General features: G+C 53.2%; 29 protein-coding genes. All 29 read left to right on the top strand.

The genetic code is table 11. The annotated features are described in order from the left end of the window. Window positions 1–4: 4 nt before the first annotated feature. The 29 genes from tuf (at window position 5) to rplQ (ending at window position 14,521) form a co-directional block, all read left to right on the top strand. Window positions 5–1,201, top strand: a complete 1,197-nt coding sequence (tuf, locus tag N902_RS0111290) for an elongation factor Tu (RefSeq protein WP_027370639.1) — start codon at window positions 5–7, stop codon at window positions 1,199–1,201. Window positions 1,202–1,213: 12 nt separating this feature from the next. After that, window positions 1,214–1,531, top strand: a complete 318-nt coding sequence (gene rpsJ, locus N902_RS0111285) for a 30S ribosomal protein S10 (RefSeq protein ID WP_027371024.1) — start codon at window positions 1,214–1,216, stop codon at window positions 1,529–1,531. A gap of 12 nt (window positions 1,532–1,543) precedes the next feature. Further along, on the top strand, window positions 1,544–2,173 hold the full coding sequence (gene rplC, locus N902_RS0111280) for a 50S ribosomal protein L3 (RefSeq protein WP_027371023.1): 630 nt from the start codon (window positions 1,544–1,546) through the stop codon (window positions 2,171–2,173). Between the two features lie 10 nt (window positions 2,174–2,183). Continuing rightward, window positions 2,184–2,804: a 50S ribosomal protein L4 gene (rplD, locus tag N902_RS0111275; RefSeq protein ID WP_027371022.1), complete on the top strand. Its 621-nt coding sequence runs from the start codon at window positions 2,184–2,186 to the stop codon at window positions 2,802–2,804. Between the two features lie 2 nt (window positions 2,805–2,806). Beyond that, entirely contained in the window at window positions 2,807–3,097 is a 291-nt protein-coding gene (gene rplW / locus N902_RS0111270) for a 50S ribosomal protein L23 (RefSeq protein ID WP_027371021.1), read from the top strand. 3 nt (window positions 3,098–3,100) lie between these two features. Further along, on the top strand, window positions 3,101–3,931 hold the full coding sequence (rplB, locus tag N902_RS0111265; RefSeq protein ID WP_027371020.1) for a 50S ribosomal protein L2: 831 nt from the start codon (window positions 3,101–3,103) through the stop codon (window positions 3,929–3,931). A gap of 9 nt (window positions 3,932–3,940) precedes the next feature. Then, window positions 3,941–4,231, top strand: coding sequence for a 30S ribosomal protein S19 (rpsS, locus tag N902_RS0111260; RefSeq protein ID WP_027371019.1), 291 nt, complete (start codon window positions 3,941–3,943; stop codon window positions 4,229–4,231). A gap of 17 nt (window positions 4,232–4,248) precedes the next feature. Then, window positions 4,249–4,581 (top strand): 50S ribosomal protein L22, encoded by a 333-nt coding sequence (gene rplV, locus N902_RS0111255; RefSeq protein ID WP_027371018.1) that lies wholly within the window; start codon window positions 4,249–4,251, stop codon window positions 4,579–4,581. A 12-nt stretch (window positions 4,582–4,593) separates the two neighbouring features. Continuing rightward, the gene (gene rpsC / locus N902_RS0111250) at window positions 4,594–5,238 is read left to right on the top strand and encodes a 30S ribosomal protein S3 (RefSeq protein ID WP_027371017.1); all 645 of its coding nucleotides are present in this window, start codon (window positions 4,594–4,596) and stop codon (window positions 5,236–5,238) included. Next, on the top strand, window positions 5,231–5,641 hold the full coding sequence (rplP, locus tag N902_RS0111245) for a 50S ribosomal protein L16 (protein ID WP_027371016.1): 411 nt from the start codon (window positions 5,231–5,233) through the stop codon (window positions 5,639–5,641). The genes rpsC and rplP overlap by 8 nt, the downstream gene beginning before the upstream one ends. Window positions 5,642–5,644: 3 nt before the next feature. After that, entirely contained in the window at window positions 5,645–5,848 is a 204-nt protein-coding gene (gene rpmC, locus N902_RS0111240) for a 50S ribosomal protein L29 (RefSeq protein WP_027371015.1), read from the top strand. Beyond that, on the top strand, window positions 5,841–6,107 hold the full coding sequence (gene rpsQ / locus N902_RS0111235) for a 30S ribosomal protein S17 (RefSeq protein ID WP_027371014.1): 267 nt from the start codon (window positions 5,841–5,843) through the stop codon (window positions 6,105–6,107). Before rpmC ends, rpsQ begins: the two co-directional genes overlap by 8 nt. 9 nt (window positions 6,108–6,116) lie before the next feature. Beyond that, window positions 6,117–6,485 (top strand): 50S ribosomal protein L14, encoded by a 369-nt coding sequence (gene rplN, locus N902_RS0111230; RefSeq protein ID WP_027371013.1) that lies wholly within the window; start codon window positions 6,117–6,119, stop codon window positions 6,483–6,485. 11 nt (window positions 6,486–6,496) lie between these two features. Next, on the top strand, window positions 6,497–6,820 hold the full coding sequence (gene rplX, locus N902_RS0111225) for a 50S ribosomal protein L24 (protein WP_027371012.1): 324 nt from the start codon (window positions 6,497–6,499) through the stop codon (window positions 6,818–6,820). Window positions 6,821–6,883: 63 nt separating this feature from the next. Beyond that, entirely contained in the window at window positions 6,884–7,423 is a 540-nt protein-coding gene (gene rplE, locus N902_RS0111220) for a 50S ribosomal protein L5 (RefSeq protein WP_027371011.1), read from the top strand. Window positions 7,424–7,433: 10 nt separating this feature from the next. Continuing rightward, on the top strand, window positions 7,434–7,619 hold the full coding sequence (locus N902_RS19280; RefSeq protein WP_084288260.1) for a type Z 30S ribosomal protein S14: 186 nt from the start codon (window positions 7,434–7,436) through the stop codon (window positions 7,617–7,619). A 12-nt stretch (window positions 7,620–7,631) separates the two neighbouring features. After that, entirely contained in the window at window positions 7,632–8,015 is a 384-nt protein-coding gene (rpsH, locus tag N902_RS0111215) for a 30S ribosomal protein S8 (RefSeq protein WP_027371010.1), read from the top strand. Between the two features lie 13 nt (window positions 8,016–8,028). Further along, on the top strand, window positions 8,029–8,565 hold the full coding sequence (gene rplF, locus N902_RS0111210; RefSeq protein WP_027371009.1) for a 50S ribosomal protein L6: 537 nt from the start codon (window positions 8,029–8,031) through the stop codon (window positions 8,563–8,565). A 14-nt stretch (window positions 8,566–8,579) separates the two neighbouring features. Continuing rightward, complete coding sequence (gene rplR / locus N902_RS0111205; protein ID WP_027371008.1) at window positions 8,580–8,930, top strand: 50S ribosomal protein L18; 351 nt, start codon at window positions 8,580–8,582, stop codon at window positions 8,928–8,930. A 12-nt stretch (window positions 8,931–8,942) separates the two neighbouring features. After that, window positions 8,943–9,440, top strand: coding sequence for a 30S ribosomal protein S5 (rpsE, locus tag N902_RS0111200; protein ID WP_027371007.1), 498 nt, complete (start codon window positions 8,943–8,945; stop codon window positions 9,438–9,440). Continuing rightward, window positions 9,434–9,607, top strand: a complete 174-nt coding sequence (gene rpmD, locus N902_RS0111195) for a 50S ribosomal protein L30 (RefSeq protein ID WP_027371006.1) — start codon at window positions 9,434–9,436, stop codon at window positions 9,605–9,607. Before rpsE ends, rpmD begins: the two co-directional genes overlap by 7 nt. Then, window positions 9,604–10,044 (top strand): 50S ribosomal protein L15, encoded by a 441-nt coding sequence (rplO, locus tag N902_RS0111190; RefSeq protein ID WP_027371005.1) that lies wholly within the window; start codon window positions 9,604–9,606, stop codon window positions 10,042–10,044. The genes rpmD and rplO overlap by 4 nt, the downstream gene beginning before the upstream one ends. Before the next feature lie 15 nt (window positions 10,045–10,059). Beyond that, entirely contained in the window at window positions 10,060–11,358 is a 1,299-nt protein-coding gene (gene secY, locus N902_RS0111185; RefSeq protein WP_027371004.1) for a preprotein translocase subunit SecY, read from the top strand. A gap of 20 nt (window positions 11,359–11,378) precedes the next feature. Next, the gene (gene rpmJ, locus N902_RS19275; protein WP_084288258.1) at window positions 11,379–11,492 is read left to right on the top strand and encodes a 50S ribosomal protein L36; all 114 of its coding nucleotides are present in this window, start codon (window positions 11,379–11,381) and stop codon (window positions 11,490–11,492) included. Between the two features lie 16 nt (window positions 11,493–11,508). After that, window positions 11,509–11,880, top strand: a complete 372-nt coding sequence (gene rpsM / locus N902_RS0111180; protein WP_027371003.1) for a 30S ribosomal protein S13 — start codon at window positions 11,509–11,511, stop codon at window positions 11,878–11,880. A 39-nt stretch (window positions 11,881–11,919) separates the two neighbouring features. After that, window positions 11,920–12,312: a 30S ribosomal protein S11 gene (gene rpsK / locus N902_RS0111175; RefSeq protein WP_027371002.1), complete on the top strand. Its 393-nt coding sequence runs from the start codon at window positions 11,920–11,922 to the stop codon at window positions 12,310–12,312. A gap of 26 nt (window positions 12,313–12,338) precedes the next feature. Continuing rightward, window positions 12,339–12,965, top strand: coding sequence for a 30S ribosomal protein S4 (gene rpsD / locus N902_RS0111170; protein WP_027371001.1), 627 nt, complete (start codon window positions 12,339–12,341; stop codon window positions 12,963–12,965). A 154-nt stretch (window positions 12,966–13,119) separates the two neighbouring features. Further along, window positions 13,120–14,160, top strand: coding sequence for a DNA-directed RNA polymerase subunit alpha (locus tag N902_RS0111165; RefSeq protein WP_027371000.1), 1,041 nt, complete (start codon window positions 13,120–13,122; stop codon window positions 14,158–14,160). Next, window positions 14,150–14,521: a 50S ribosomal protein L17 gene (rplQ, locus tag N902_RS0111160; protein WP_027370999.1), complete on the top strand. Its 372-nt coding sequence runs from the start codon at window positions 14,150–14,152 to the stop codon at window positions 14,519–14,521. Before N902_RS0111165 ends, rplQ begins: the two co-directional genes overlap by 11 nt. Window positions 14,522–14,564: the final 43 nt, after the last annotated feature.

The raw sequence follows: 14,564 nt of genomic DNA, 5'->3' as shown, positions 1-14,564 counted from the left end.
AGGTATGGCCAAAGAGAAGTATGCCCGGAGTAAGCCGCACGTGAACATAGGGACCGTGGGCCATATAGACCACGGCAAGACGACGCTTACGGCAGCGATCACCAAGATGCTGCACATGAAGAACAAGAGCGGAAGCTTCATTCCCTTCGACCAGATCGACAAGGCTCCGGAGGAGAAGGAGCGGGGGATAACCATCGCCACGGCCCACGTGGAGTATGAGACCGACAAGCGGCACTACGCCCATGTGGATTGCCCGGGCCACGCCGACTACATCAAGAATATGATCACCGGTGCGGCCCAGATGGACGGAGCGATCCTGGTTGTGGCGGCAACGGACGGACCGATGCCCCAGACCCGGGAGCATATTCTGCTTGCCCGTCAGGTGGGGGTACCCAGCCTGGTGGTGTACCTGAACAAGGTTGACCTGGTTGACGATCCGGAGCTTCTGGAGCTTGTTGAGCTGGAGGTTCGGGAGCTGCTTTCGGAGTATGACTTCCCTGGCGACGAGGTGCCGGTGATATCCGGGAGCGCGCTGAAGGCCTTGGAGAGCGACGATCCGAGCAGCGAAGACGCCAAGTCGATCTTTGAGCTCTTGGATGCCATAGACGATTACGTGCCGGAGCCGCAGCGGGACAAGGACAAGCCGTTTTTGATGCCGGTTGAGGACGTGTTCAGCATTTCCGGCCGGGGTACGGTTGCCACCGGGCGCGTTGAGCGGGGCATGATCAAGGTCGGTGAAGAGATCGAGGTGGTCGGGATGACCGACACCCGGAAGACGGTGGTGACCGGAGTAGAGATGTTCCGCAAGACCCTTGACCAGGGTGAAGCCGGTGACAACGTGGGCATTCTGCTTCGGGGGGTGAAGCGGGACGAGATCGAGCGCGGCCAGGTGCTGGCCCGTCCGAAGTCGATCACCCCGCACCGGAAGTTCAAGGCCGAGGTGTATGTTCTGAAGAAGGAAGAGGGAGGACGGCACACCCCGTTTTTCTCCGGCTACCGTCCGCAGTTCTACTTCCGGACCACAGACGTGACCGGAGTGGTGACCTTGGCAGAGGGTGTAGAGATGGTCATGCCCGGGGATAATGCGACCTTTGACGTTGAACTGATCGTACCGATAGCGATGGAGCACGGTCTGCGCTTCGCCATCCGCGAAGGCGGGCGAACCGTTGGAGCCGGTGTGGTCTCTGAGATAGTGGAGTAGGAGCGTAAACCCATGGTGACAATGAACAGCGATCGAATCAGAATCAAGCTCAAGGCCTACGACTATCGCATTCTGGACAAGGCGGTATCAGAGATAGTCGACTCAGCACACAATACCGGTGCCAGCATAGCCGGACCTATTCCACTGCCGACGCGTACGCATAAGGTAACTGTCAACCGTTCCGTGCATGTGAACAAGAAATCGCGGGAACAGTTTGAAATGCGGATCCATAAGCGTCTGCTCGATCTGCTGGAGCCGACGCAGCAGACGGTTGACGCCCTGGGCAAGCTCAGTCTGCCTGCCGGTGTGGACGTGGAGATTAAGCTTTAAGGTGAGGACACTATGAATGGGTTAGGACTCATTGGACGAAAGCTGGGCATGACCAGCATATTTACCGAAGACGGGAAGTACGTGCCGGTAACCGTGATTGAGGCCGGTCCCTGTCCTGTTATTCAGGTCAAGGACCAAGCAAAGGATGGATATGCTGCCCTGCAGCTCGGCTTTGAGCCCGTCAAATCCGCCAAGCAGACAAAGGCCCTCCGCGGGCATCAAGAGAAGGCGGGAGCCGGTGTCTACCGCCATTTGATAGAGTTTCGCCCTGATGCCGAACACGAGTATGAGACCGGGCAGACCCTTGATGTGCATCTCTTCAAGATTGGCGAGCGGGTCAAGGTCAGCGGCCAGTCCAAAGGACGGGGCTTCACCGGAGTCATGAAGCGGTGGAACTTCCGGGGACTCCCGGCTACCCATGGCCATCACAAAGTGCATCGCAGCCCCGGCGCTATCGGGCAATGCGCTGATCCGGCCCGGGTTTTCAAGGGCAAAAAGATGGCCGGGCAGATGGGTAACAAGCAGGTTACTGTTTCCAACGCCGAAGTCATTGATGTCCGGGAGGATGAAAATATACTGCTGGTCAAGGGACAAATCCCCGGCCACAAGAATTCCGTCGTCATGATCCGCAAGCAGCGCTAAGGGGCTTACCATGCCAGTTGTGAATATTATCGATAAACAGAACAATCCGGTTGGCGAGATCACGCTTCCGGAAGAGATATTCAGTGTCGAAGTCCGGCCCGAAATCCTGCATCAGGTGGTCAAGGCCCAGTTGGCTGCCAAAAGGGCTGGAACCGTTGGGGTCAAAAACCGTTCCCGGATTCGAGGCGGGGGGCGAAAGCCCTGGCGGCAAAAGGGCACAGGACGGGCCCGTGCCGGTAGCGTGCGCTCTCCGCTCTGGGCCGGGGGTGCAGTCACTCATGGGCCGCAAATGCGCGACTATTCTTTGAAGGTAAATAAAAAGGTCAAGCGCCTGGCTTTGCGGATGGCCTTGAGTGCCAAGCTGTCCGAACAGGCTTTGCTGGTTGTCGACGATATGAGTATGTCCACCCACAAGACCAAGGACTTCGTTCAGATCCAAAATGCACTGAGCCTGGAAAAGGGGTTGATTGTTGTGCCAAAAAAAGATAACAATCTCTCTCTTGGCTCAAGGAATGTGCCCGGAATCAAAGTGATCGATGAAAATCAGGTTGGGGTGTACGACATTCTGAACAGCAACAAGGTTGTTTTAACCCCCCAGGTGGTTGAGCATATTCAAGAAAGGTTGCAGTAGCCATGGATTACACCGACATACTCATACAGCCGATAGTGACTGAAAAGTCCACTGAGATGAAGGACGCTCATAATCAAGTGACCTTTTTAGTCAGCAAATCGGCGAACAAGATAGAGGTCAAGCAGGCGGTGGAAAAGGCGTTTGATGTTTCAGTGGATAACGTGAATATCTCCCGCCAGAAGCCGCGCCTGCGCAAAAGATTCGGAAGGACCATGGGAACCAAGCCTGGATACAAGAAAGCGATTATACGCTTGGCCCCAGGTGACAAAATTGAATATTTTGAAGGTGTCTAAGCTATGGCTGTACGAAATCTCAAGCCGACGTCTCCCGGTCGCAGGGCACAGACGAGGTCCGATTTTCAAGAGATAAGCACCAACAGGCCGGAACCGTCATTGACCGAAGGTCTGGCCCGTAAGAGCGGCCGGAACAATTACGGACGGATGACCTCCAGACGGCAAGGCGGAGGGCACAAGCGCAGATACCGGATTATTGATTTCAAGCGGAACAAGCTGGATATTCCGGCCAAGGTCGCCAGCATCGAATATGATCCAAACCGGAGTGCGCGTATAGCCCTTGTCCATTACAAGGACGGAGAAAAACGCTATATTCTGGCCCCCAAGGGTATACGGGTCGGCGATTCGATCATGGCCGGGGAGCAAGCGGACATCACTCCCGGGAATGCCTTGCCCTGCTCCCGGATCCCCCAGGGAACAGTCATCCATAACCTGGAGCTGTATCCGGGAAAAGGCGGTCAGATGTGCCGCTCGGCCGGGGCCTACGCCCAGCTGGTGGACAAAGAAGGCAAGTATGCCCTGGTCAAGCTCCCGTCGGGTGAAATCCGGCAGATCCTGGCTTCGTGCTATGCGACCGTCGGCCAGGTGGGCAACGTGGAGCACGAAAGCATCAATATTGGAAAAGCTGGGCGAAATAGATACTTAAACCGGCGGCCCAAGGTGCGGGGGGTGGCAATGAATCCCATCGATCATCCCCTCGGCGGCGGAGAAGGCCGCAGTTCCGGCGGGCGGCATCCGGTAACCCCATGGGGTAAACCGACCAAGGGATACAAGACCCGGAATCCGAAAAAGCCTTCTTCCAGATTTATTGTCAGAAAGAGACAGCGAAAATAGGAGTGGTCCATGCCGCGGTCATTAAAAAAAGGCCCTTTTGTCGATGATCATGTGCTGAAAAAGGTGCAAGCTGCCCAGGCGACCAAGGATCGCAGCGTAATAAAGACATGGTCCAGGCGGTCAACGGTTATTCCAGAAATGGTTGGACTGACCTTTGCTGTGCATAACGGGAAGAAGTTCATTCCCGTATTCGTCACTGAGAATATGGTCGGGCACAAACTAGGCGAGTTTGCACCAACCCGCACATTTCATGGACATGCCGGGGATCGCAAAAGCCAAGCCAAGGGCCGTAAAAAGTAGCTTGTTGAGGGAATGACATGGAAGTTAAAGCTCGAGCCCGATTCATCCGAGTATCACCGCGCAAAACTCGACTCGTAGCGGATAATATTCGCAATCAGCCGGTTGAAAGTGCCCTGAATATTTTGAGGTATACGGGCAAGAAGCCGGCCAAGGCCTTATACAAGGTGCTGTACTCGGCAGTGTCCAATGCAGAAAGCTCCTCGTCCCTGGATGTCGATTCATTGTACGTGAAGCAGATATTTATAGACGAAGGGCCAACCTGGAAACGGATCAAGCCTCGGGCAATGGGGCGCGCTACGAGGATCCGCAAGCGGACAAGCCATATCACAGTGATTGTCGACGAACTTTAGGAGGAATCGGTTTTGGGTCAAAAAGTCCATCCCTACGGGTTTCGTTTAGGATATAATAAGAATTGGCAGTCCCGCTGGTTCAGCAGCAAGTCATATCCTGAATTCGTCTTTGAGGACGACAAGATACGCAAGTACGTGAAGAAAAAGCTGTATCATTCCGGGATAGCCAGGCTGGAAATAGAGCGGGCAGCAGACCGGGTGAGGATCATTATATATACCGCCAGGCCTGGAATCGTCATCGGCCGCAAAGGGGCAGAAATCGAAAAGCTCAAGGCTGAGCTGAAGAAAAATTTCGGACGTGAATTCGTCATTGAAGTCAATGAAGTACGACGTCCAGAGACCGAGGCTCAGCTGGTTGCCGAGAACGTTGCCATGCAGCTCGAGCGTCGGGTTGCATTCCGGCGGGCCATGAAACGGACAATAAGCTTAGCCCGGAAGTTCGGTTCTGAAGGGATCAAGATTTCATGTGCCGGGCGGCTCGGCGGAGCAGATATAGCCAGGACCGAATGGTTTCGGGACGGACGGGTGCCGTTGCATACTCTGCGCGCAGACATAGACTACGGATACGCAATTGCCCAGACAACCTACGGTGTTATCGGGGTCAAGGTGTGGATATTTAAAGGTGAGATTCTCGACGAGGTAAGTTCCAATGCTTAGTCCCAAAAAAGTCAAGTTTAGGAAACAGCACCGTAATTTCACCAACGGGTCTGCATCGCGGGGAACAACGGTTTCTTTCGGAGAGATCGGACTGAAAGCCTTGGAGCACGGCCGGATTTCCAATAAGCAGATCGAATCCGCCCGGGTGGCCATCATGCGGCACATTCGCCGTGGCGGAAAGGTCTATATACGGATGTTTCCCGACAAGCCGTACACGGAAAAGCCGGCTGAGACCAGACAAGGGAAAGGAAAGGGCTCGCCTGCAGGCTGGGTTGCCCCAGTACGACCGGGCAGAGTGCTGTATGAAATTACCGGGGTGAACCTGGAGCAGGCCCGGGAGGCCTTGGTCCGGGCCGCACATAAGCTGCCGATCAAAACCAAAATCGTTTTCAAGGAGTCATGAATCATGCGGGCAAGAGAAATGCGTGATATGACTGAGAAGGAACTGCACAAAAAGTTGGCCGAGTACAATCAGGAAAAGTTCAAGCTGCGCTTTCAGCACGCCACCGGCCAGCTGGAAAACACCCAGCGGATTCCTACGGTCAAGAAGAATATTGCCCGGATTCTGACCATCTTGCGGCAAAAAGAGATGGAGCAGGTCAATGAATAAATCAGAATCGCAAGGAACCAAACGGATGCTGACCGGATATGTGATCAGCAATAAGACCGACAAAACCGTGGTCGTGCGGTGTGAGACCATTGTTCAGCATGCACTGTACAAAAAATATATCCGGCGCAGAAAAAAACTGATGGCTCATGATCCTGAGAATACATGCCAGATCGGAGACAAGATTCAGATCATTGAGAGCCGCCCGCTGAGCAGGCGGAAGAGATGGCATGTACACTCCGTTCTGGAACAAGCGGTGTAGGAGCAACCAATGATCCAAGTTGAATCAAAGCTCGATGTTGCAGACAACTCTGGTGCCAAAAAGGTGCATTGCATCAAGGTCCTGGGGGGCAGCAAGCGAAGATACGCGAGTATAGGGGATTTGATCGTCGTTTCGGTCAAAGAGGCCATGCCGCACAGCAAAGTCAAAAAGGGCGATGTATACCGAGCAGTTGTGGTTCGGACCAAAAAAGAAATCGGCCGCCCCAACGGATCATATATCAGCTTTGACACCAACTCCGCTGTGTTGCTGAACAACAATATGGATCCCATTGGGACCAGAATCTTCGGACCAGTTGCCCGGGAGCTAAGACAACGAAACTTCATGAAGATCGTGTCTTTGGCCCCCGAAGTATTGTAGGAGTTATTGGCATGCGAAAAAATAAAATCCGAGTCAATGACAAGGTCATGGTCATGACCGGCAAAGATCGGGGCAAGGTAGGAACGGTGAAGTCCGTTCTGTATAAGGACGAAAACATTGTCGTGGACCAGGTAAACATGGTCAAAAGGCACGTAAAAGGCAATCCATACACCGGGAAAAGCGGCGGCATCCAGGACAAGGAAGCCCCGATGCATATATCCAACGTCGCCCTGGTCTGTGATTCCTGCACCAAGCCGACCAGGATCGGATTCACCTATACTGAAGATGGGCGTAAACTCCGGTTCTGCAAGAAATGTCACGAAATGCTTGATTAGGCTGGGTACGAGATAATAACCCAGAAGACGAATGTCATTGTGTCCCCATTCAAAGGTGTCTATATGAGCCGCTTACACGAAATTTACAGCGAAAAGATAGCTCCTGAGCTCAAAAAGGAGTTCAGCTATTCATCGCCCATGCAGATTCCCGGCATGCGTTCCATATCTCTGAATATGGGGCTCGGCGAGGGCAGTCAAGACAACAAGATCATTCAGGACGCAGTCCAGGAGCTGTCTTTGATCGCCGGCCAACAAGCCGTCATTACCCGGGCCAAAAAATCCATTGCTGCCTTTAAGCTCCGGGAAGGAATGCCGGTCGGGTGCAGAGTCACCTTGCGCCATCGGCGAATGTGGGAGTTTTATGATAAGCTGGTCAATTTTGCTTTGCCTCGGGTACGGGATTTTCGAGGAGTGCAGGATCGCGGGTTTGACGGACGAGGCAATTTTACCCTCGGCATTCGTGAACACACAATATTTCCAGAAATAAATATGGATAAGATTGACCGGGTAAAAGGTCTGAATGTTACCGTGGTCACGTCTGCACGAACAGATAAAGAAGGAAAAATGCTTCTTCAATTACTGGGGATGCCATTTATCAAGTAAGGAGGACCGTGTGGCACGGCAAGCACTGCGAGTAAAAGCCCAAAAGAAGGGTAAATTCAAAGTTCGAGAGTACAATAGGTGCCCGATTTGCGGACGGCCCAGGGCCTTTTTGCGCAGATTCGGAATCTGCAGGATATGTTTTCGAAATATGGCGTTAGCCGGTGAACTGCCGGGTGTGCGCAAATCGAGCTGGTAAGGAGGCATCGCCATGGCAGTATCTGATCCTATTGCGGATATGCTGACCCGGATCCGCAATGCCCATATGGCATTGCACAAAAAAACCCGTGTACCCAAATCAAAACTCAAGGTTTCATTAGCCGAGATATTGAAAAATCAGGGCTATATTACAGATTTTGAGCACGATGACCGGGAAATTGAAGTGACCCTCAAGTATGTGCGCGGGAAACCGGCTATCGCCGGTCTGCGTCGACTGAGCAGTCCAGGATGCCGGCAATATGTCGGCGTCGATGAGATCCCTCTGGTCCAAAATGGTCTGGGGATAAACGTTATTTCTACATCCAAAGGGATTCTGGACGGGCAGCAGGCGCGCGATAATCGAGTCGGCGGCGAACTTCTGTGTGAAATATGGTAATGTGAGGTTTCGTATGTCACGGATCGGTAAAACACCAATTCCCATTCCCAAGGGGGTCGAGGTCACCTTGAATCAGGGGACCATTCAGGTCAAAGGCCCCAAGGGCGAAGTGACCGTCGATGCTCATCCAATGATAGTCTACCAGGTTGACGGTGGGCAGGTGCAGCTGGAGCGCAAGCAAAACAATAAGATTGCCAGAGAACAGTATGGATTGCGGCGCACACTGCTGAACAATGCTATCGTCGGAGTAAGCCAGGGGTTTGAAAAGGGACTGGAGCTGGTCGGCGTTGGATATCGGGTCAGCGTGTCCGGGAATACGGTGGAGCTCAGTGTGGGGTATTCACATCCCCAGCAGTTCACTTTGCCTGAAGGCGTATCGGCCCGAACCGAAGGGAATAAGCTCTTCGTCTCCGGGATAAGCAAGGAACACGTGGGCGAGGCAGCTGCCAAGATACGGCGGATAAGACCGCCGGAGCCGTATAAGGGCAAGGGCATCAAGTATATAAATGAGGAAATCCGACGCAAGGCCGGAAAATCCGCCAAGAAATAACTAAAGAGGACGAGATGAGACTTAGTCGAAACCAAGCCCGGAAACGACGGAAACTGAGGATCAGGAAAAAGATTTCCGGTACAGGTGAGCGACCGAGATTGGCTGTTTTTCGTTCAAACAAGCACATGTATGTTCAGCTCATTGACGACCGCAGTCAACACACGCTCGCAGCCGTATCATCCCAGGCATTGCCTGATCAGCAAGGAATGAACAAGGATGTCGCATTTGCAGTGGGCAAAGAGCTGGCGCGGAAAGCAAATGAATGCGGCATAGAAAAAGTGGTTTTTGACCGAAGCGGGTATTATTTTCACGGTCGGATCAAGGCAGTAGCCGACGGTGCTCGAGAGGGCGGACTCAAATTCTGATTGAGGTTTGGCATGGAAGGAAATGATATTCAGTTAATCGAAAAGGTCGTCCATCTCAACCGCGTGGCCAAGGTTGTTAAAGGTGGCCGGAACTTTAAGTTCAGTGCGCTCGTTGTCGTCGGTGACGGCCAAGGCAGTGTGGGCTGTGGGCACGGTAAGGCGAACCAAGTCCCTGATGCCATACAGAAAGCCACGGAGCGAGCCAAAAAGAACATGGAACGGATCCCGATCATTGACGGGACCATCCCCTACGGGACAGTCGGCCGGTACGGCGCGGGTCAGGTATTGCTCAAACCCGGTGCAAAGGGTTCTGGAATAATCGCCGGAGGACCTGTGCGGGCGGTCATGGAAGCATGCGGGATTCAGGATGTTATCAGCAAGGCCTTGGGGACGAACAATCCTGTGAATGTTTTAAAGGCCACCATGCAGGGACTGACCTCGTTGCGCACCGCTGACGAGGTCAATGCCCTGCGGGGGACGAACATCCAACTGGCGAGGGTCGGATCATGAAGGTCAAGCTGATCAGGAGCAGGATCGGATCGTCACCAAAGCAACGGAGAAATCTGGACGCTCTCGGCCTGCGCAAGCTGCATCAGGAACGAGAGGTTCAGGATTCGCCGGTCAGCCGGGGAATGATCCGCAAAGTCAAGCACATGGTTGAGGTAACAGATTCATGAAGCTGCACGACATATACCCCTTCCCTAGTGAAAATAAAGATAAAAAGCGCCGCGGACGAGGCCCGTCCAGCGGATTGGGCTGCACCTCGGGGAAAGGAAACAAGGGCCAACTGGCTCGGGCAGGCTCCGGTCCCGCAGCCGGATTCGAGGGCGGGCAGATGCCATTGGTCCGCAGGCTGCCCAAACGCGGGTTTACCAATCAATTCCGGGTCGCATATACAGTTCTCAATCTGGAACGAATTATCTCACAGTTTCCTGAAGCTGAGGAGATTACTCTTGAGGATCTGTTCAGCATCGCGTCTGCAAAGCGGCCGATCAAGATTCTGGCCAGAGGCGAGGTCAGCCGGGCTGTGACAATTACTGCCCACGCATTCAGCGCCAAGGCCAAGGAAAAGATTCACCAGGCGGGCGGGCAAGCTGTCGCTCTGGAGGGTTAGGGTGTGATTCCCAAGATGGACAATGTCGCCGGATCCAAAGAGCTTCGAAACAAAGTCCTGTTTACTTTTGGGATGCTCATTGTTTACCGTCTCGGTATACATGTCCCTGTACCGGGTATAAACGGCCAGGCAATAGCAGACTTTTTCGCCAATGCCCAAAACACCCTTTTTGGTCTCTTCGACATGTTTTCCGGGGGCGGGCTGAGCAGGCTTTCAGTTTTTGCCTTGGGGATTATGCCGTATATTTCGGCATCCATTATTTTGCAGCTCCTCACTGTGGTCAGCCCTGAGCTGTCCAGACTGAAGAAGGAAGAGGGCGAGGCCGGACAAAAAAAGATTACCCAGTATACACGGTATTTGACGGTCCTTATCACCTTGGTCCAGGGCACCGGGATATCCATCGGATTGCAGCAAATGACCAGCCCAACCGGTGTGCCTGTGGTGCCAGATCCGGGTCCGATGTTCATCTTTCTCACTGTGATCACCCTTTCGGCCGGGACTATTTTCATAATGTGGCTGGGAGAACAGATCACAGCCCGGGGAATAGGGAACGGGATCTCGCTGATCATATTTTCCGGGATTGTGGCCGGGATACCCGGTGCGCTGATGAAGTCGTTTAGACTGATGAGTTCGGGTGAAATGGCGATCTTCGTGGCGCTTATCATCACGGTCATTATGGCCGGGGTATTGGTCTTTACCTGTTTCATGGAGACCTCCCAGCGCCGGATACCGATCCATTACGCCAAGCGCCAGATGGGGCGCAAGATGTATGGCGGCCAGAACACGCATTTGCCTTTGCGGGTGAATACCGCGGGGGTCATTCCGCCGATATTTGCATCGTCCATCCTTATGTTTCCAGCGACGATAGCCAATTTTTCCCAGGTGGAATGGCTGCAGAGCATATCCACGTTTTTCCAGCCCGGGTCTGCAGCCTATACCATTGTTTTTGTCGGGCTGATCATATTTTTCTGTTTTTTCTATACAGCGATCATTTTCGACCCCAAGGATATAGCTGAAAATCTGAAGAAGCAGGGCGGGTTCATCCCAGGCATTCGTCCCGGCAAGCACACCAAGGATTATATAGACAAGGTGTTGACCAGGATCACCCTGTGGGGCTCCCTGTACGTGGCGGCAATTTGTGTTCTGCCCATGCTGCTGATCAATAAGCTGAATGTACCGTTTTATTTCGGCGGAACCGCGTTGCTTATCGTGGTTGGGGTGGCTATAGATACCATGTCTCAGGTGCAGTCATATCTGATAACCCATCAATATGAAGGGTTGATGCAGAAAAGCAAGCTCAAAGGGCGCTTTTAAGGACCGGAAGGAGCGGGAGTATGAAAGTCAGACCGTCAGTTAAGAAGATGTGCCCCAAGTGCAAAGTTATACGCCGGCGGGGAGCACTGCGTGTAATTTGTGAGAATCCGCGTCACAAACAACGACAAGGCTAAGTGGAAGGGGGAAAACGTGGCTCGTATCGCAAGTGTAGATCTGCCGAAAAACAAACGGCTGGATATAGCTTTGACCTATATTTATGGGATCGGCCAGTCAAATGCGCTGAAGATCCTCGATGCGTCCGGTATCGACTGGACAAAGACGACTGAGGACTTGACTGCTGAAGAAGTCAATCTCATACGCAAAGAGATAGAGACCAACTACAAGGTTGAAGGTGATCTGCGCCGGGAGACGAACGCCAATATCAAGCGGCTTATGGAGATAGGCTGTTACCGTGGGGAACGGCATAAACGGCATCTTCCGGTTCGGGGCCAGCGTTCAAGCACCAATTCCAGGACGCGCAAAGGCCCCCGGCGGGCCATGATAGGCAGAAAAAAGAAGTAGGACAGAGACATCAGGTCACAAAGCTGAGCGGGGACTGACATGGCAAAAGTAAAGCGCCGTACGACGAAGAAAAAGGAAAAGAAGAATATTCCGACTGGATTGGCGCATATCCGGGCGTCATTTAATAATACAACAATTACCTTTACGGATATGAAAGGCAATGTAGTCAGTTGGGCGACCTCCGGGATGTCCGGATTTAAAGGGTCGAAGAAGAGCACTCCGTATGCGGCCCAGATGGCGGCTCAGAGTGCTGCACGGAAGGCGCAGGACAATGGAATGCGTACTGTGGGCATTTTTGTCAAAGGCCCCGGGTCGGGACGGGAATCTGCAATGCGGGCCATCAACAACGCCGGATTTAAGGTCACTTTTATACGGGATATCACGCCCATTCCCCACAATGGGTGCCGTCCGCCAAAACGTCGGCGGGTATAAGCGAATGTCTTTGAGGAGGACGAGCCTTGGCTAGATATACAGAAGCAAAGTGCAGAGTATGCCGACGGGAAGGAACAAAGGTGTTCCTGAAAGGCGACAGATGCTACACGGACAAGTGCCCTTTTGAACGCAGACCGTACCCCCCCGGACAGCATGGACGACGACGGAAAAAATCCACCGACTATGAAGTCCAGCTGCGGGAAAAACAGAAACTTCGCCGCATGTATGGACTTCTGGAGGGGCAGTTCCATGACTATTTTCTGGAGGCAGATCGGAAAAAAGGGATAACCGGTCAGAATCTTTTGCGCATGCTGGAACTGCGCTTGGATAACGTTGTGTACCGGGCCGGTTTTGCCAATTCCCGGAATCAGGCTAGGCAGCTGGTCCGGCATGGCCACCTGGAACTGAACGGACATAAGGTGGACATTCCTTCCCTGCAGCTGCGGGTCGGAGATGTGATTCAGGTCAAGGAGCGGAGCAGAAAAATTCCGGTTATTGTTGAAGCCCTGGAGGTGGTTGACCGCCGCGGCATTCCGGAATGGCTGGAAGGGAATGCTGAGCAGTTCTCAGCTGCTGTCAAAGCTGAACCGCAACGGGAGCACATCACATTTCCGGTGAATGAGCATCTCATTGTTGAGCTGTATTCCAAATAATGTCCTTGGCTGGGCCTTACGATCAGCAACTCTATGACACAACGCACGGCCGATAGGGCGGAACACGGACAGATCACGTTCGGACGAGCCGGAATCATGATGTTTGGTTTCGGCTTCATGTTTTTCCCGTCGAGCCACAAAGCGGGTGCCTCCTATGATATTCGATGATAATGGACGGACCATCAACACCCGGAATTGGACAGAACTGGTCAGACCGAAGAAGATCGATCAGGATGCTGACTCCACAGCGTCGTACGGGAAGTTTACCTGTGAGCCTCTGGAACGCGGGTTTGGGACCACCTTGGGCAATGCCTTGCGCAGGGTCCTGCTCTCATCCCTGCAGGGGGCGGCCATCGCTGCAGTCCACATCGATGACGTGCAGCATGAGTTTACCAGTATTCCCGGGGTCAAAGAGGATGTCACCGATATTATCCTCAACTTGAAGCAGGTCCGCCTGGCTATGGATACCGACGAGCCGCAGAAGCTCGTGCTCGACGTGCAGCGTGAGGGGCCGGTAACAGCAGGTGATATTCAGGAGAACCAACACGTACGGGTTCTCAATCCGGATCAGATCATAGCCCACCTGTCCGAAGCACGATCCCTGCGGATGGAATTGGATGTGCATATGGGCAAGGCCTATGTGCCTGCTGAGCAGCAGGAATCGTTCAGTGATCAGATCGGAGTCATCGTCCTGGATGCCAGCTTTTCTCCGGTCCAAAAAGTCGCCTACCGGGTGGAGCAGGCCCGGGTGGGACAAATGACCAACTACGACAAGCTGATAATCGAGGTATGGACAGACGGTTCCATCACTCCGGAAGACAGCCTTTCGTACAGCGCGAAGATATTGAAAGATCAGCTCAGCGTATTTGTCAACTTTGATGAGGACTCCACCGGCAGGCGTGAGCCGCAGCATTCCTCGGATGAAGTGGATGAGATGCTGTTTCAGAGCATTGACGATCTTGAGCTACCTGTCCGGGCCAGCAACTGTCTGAAAAAGGCAAACATATACACCGTGGGTGAGCTGGTCCAGAAGACTGAGAACGATCTGCTCAAAGCCAAGAACTTCGGGCGAAAGTCTCTGGATGACATAATCAAGGTCCTCAACGACATGGGCTTGGATCTGGGGATGAAGATCGATAACTTCGATTCCAAGTATCAACAATGGCTGAATAGGAAAGACGACTATGAGGCATAGAAAAGCAGGACGCAAACTCGGACGGACCTGGGAACACCGGAAAGCCATGTTTAAAAATATGGCCAAGTCACTGGTGGAGCACGAACGGATACAAACCACGGAAGCCAAAGCCAAAGAGCTGCGCAAGGTCGCAGATCGTCTGGTCAGCATGGGGCTTGAAGACACAGTGCATTCCAGACGGAAGGCCTATCGGGTTTTGGAAGACAGGACCCTGGTCCATAAGCTCTTTTCCGAGATCGCACCCAGGTTTACAGAACAGCCGGGCGGATACACCAGGATACTCAAGTCAGCTGAGCCCCGCCGGGGAGACGCCGCCTCCATGGCTGTGATCGAGTTTACCCGCCAAAGCGAGGCATCCTGATCCTGAGTGGAGAGAAGGATATGACCTAAAATAGTTCGCCGTC

The sequence above is a fragment of the Desulfovermiculus halophilus DSM 18834 genome, assembly GCF_000620765.1.
Lineage (GTDB): Bacteria > Desulfobacterota > Desulfovibrionia > Desulfovibrionales > Desulfothermaceae > Desulfovermiculus > Desulfovermiculus halophilus.
This window is presented reverse-complemented; position numbering and strand designations above follow the sequence as displayed.

Coding starts and splice junctions, on each gene's coding strand:
- tuf (WP_027370639.1), top strand. CDS start 5: ATGGCCAAAGAGAAGTATGCCCGGAGTAAGCCGCACGTGAACATAGGG.
- rpsJ (WP_027371024.1), top strand. CDS start 1,214: ATGGTGACAATGAACAGCGATCGAATCAGAATCAAGCTCAAGGCCTAC.
- rplC (WP_027371023.1), top strand. CDS start 1,544: ATGAATGGGTTAGGACTCATTGGACGAAAGCTGGGCATGACCAGCATA.
- rplD (WP_027371022.1), top strand. CDS start 2,184: ATGCCAGTTGTGAATATTATCGATAAACAGAACAATCCGGTTGGCGAG.
- rplW (WP_027371021.1), top strand. CDS start 2,807: ATGGATTACACCGACATACTCATACAGCCGATAGTGACTGAAAAGTCC.
- rplB (WP_027371020.1), top strand. CDS start 3,101: ATGGCTGTACGAAATCTCAAGCCGACGTCTCCCGGTCGCAGGGCACAG.
- rpsS (WP_027371019.1), top strand. CDS start 3,941: ATGCCGCGGTCATTAAAAAAAGGCCCTTTTGTCGATGATCATGTGCTG.
- rplV (WP_027371018.1), top strand. CDS start 4,249: ATGGAAGTTAAAGCTCGAGCCCGATTCATCCGAGTATCACCGCGCAAA.
- rplP (WP_027371016.1), top strand. CDS start 5,231: ATGCTTAGTCCCAAAAAAGTCAAGTTTAGGAAACAGCACCGTAATTTC.
- rpmC (WP_027371015.1), top strand. CDS start 5,645: ATGCGGGCAAGAGAAATGCGTGATATGACTGAGAAGGAACTGCACAAA.
- rpsQ (WP_027371014.1), top strand. CDS start 5,841: ATGAATAAATCAGAATCGCAAGGAACCAAACGGATGCTGACCGGATAT.
- rplN (WP_027371013.1), top strand. CDS start 6,117: ATGATCCAAGTTGAATCAAAGCTCGATGTTGCAGACAACTCTGGTGCC.
- rplX (WP_027371012.1), top strand. CDS start 6,497: ATGCGAAAAAATAAAATCCGAGTCAATGACAAGGTCATGGTCATGACC.
- rplE (WP_027371011.1), top strand. CDS start 6,884: ATGAGCCGCTTACACGAAATTTACAGCGAAAAGATAGCTCCTGAGCTC.
- rpsH (WP_027371010.1), top strand. CDS start 7,632: ATGGCAGTATCTGATCCTATTGCGGATATGCTGACCCGGATCCGCAAT.
- rplF (WP_027371009.1), top strand. CDS start 8,029: ATGTCACGGATCGGTAAAACACCAATTCCCATTCCCAAGGGGGTCGAG.
- rplR (WP_027371008.1), top strand. CDS start 8,580: ATGAGACTTAGTCGAAACCAAGCCCGGAAACGACGGAAACTGAGGATC.
- rpsE (WP_027371007.1), top strand. CDS start 8,943: ATGGAAGGAAATGATATTCAGTTAATCGAAAAGGTCGTCCATCTCAAC.
- rplO (WP_027371005.1), top strand. CDS start 9,604: ATGAAGCTGCACGACATATACCCCTTCCCTAGTGAAAATAAAGATAAA.
- secY (WP_027371004.1), top strand. CDS start 10,060: ATGGACAATGTCGCCGGATCCAAAGAGCTTCGAAACAAAGTCCTGTTT.
- rpmJ (WP_084288258.1), top strand. CDS start 11,379: ATGAAAGTCAGACCGTCAGTTAAGAAGATGTGCCCCAAGTGCAAAGTT.
- rpsK (WP_027371002.1), top strand. CDS start 11,920: ATGGCAAAAGTAAAGCGCCGTACGACGAAGAAAAAGGAAAAGAAGAAT.
- N902_RS0111165 (WP_027371000.1), top strand. CDS start 13,120: ATGATATTCGATGATAATGGACGGACCATCAACACCCGGAATTGGACA.
- rplQ (WP_027370999.1), top strand. CDS start 14,150: ATGAGGCATAGAAAAGCAGGACGCAAACTCGGACGGACCTGGGAACAC.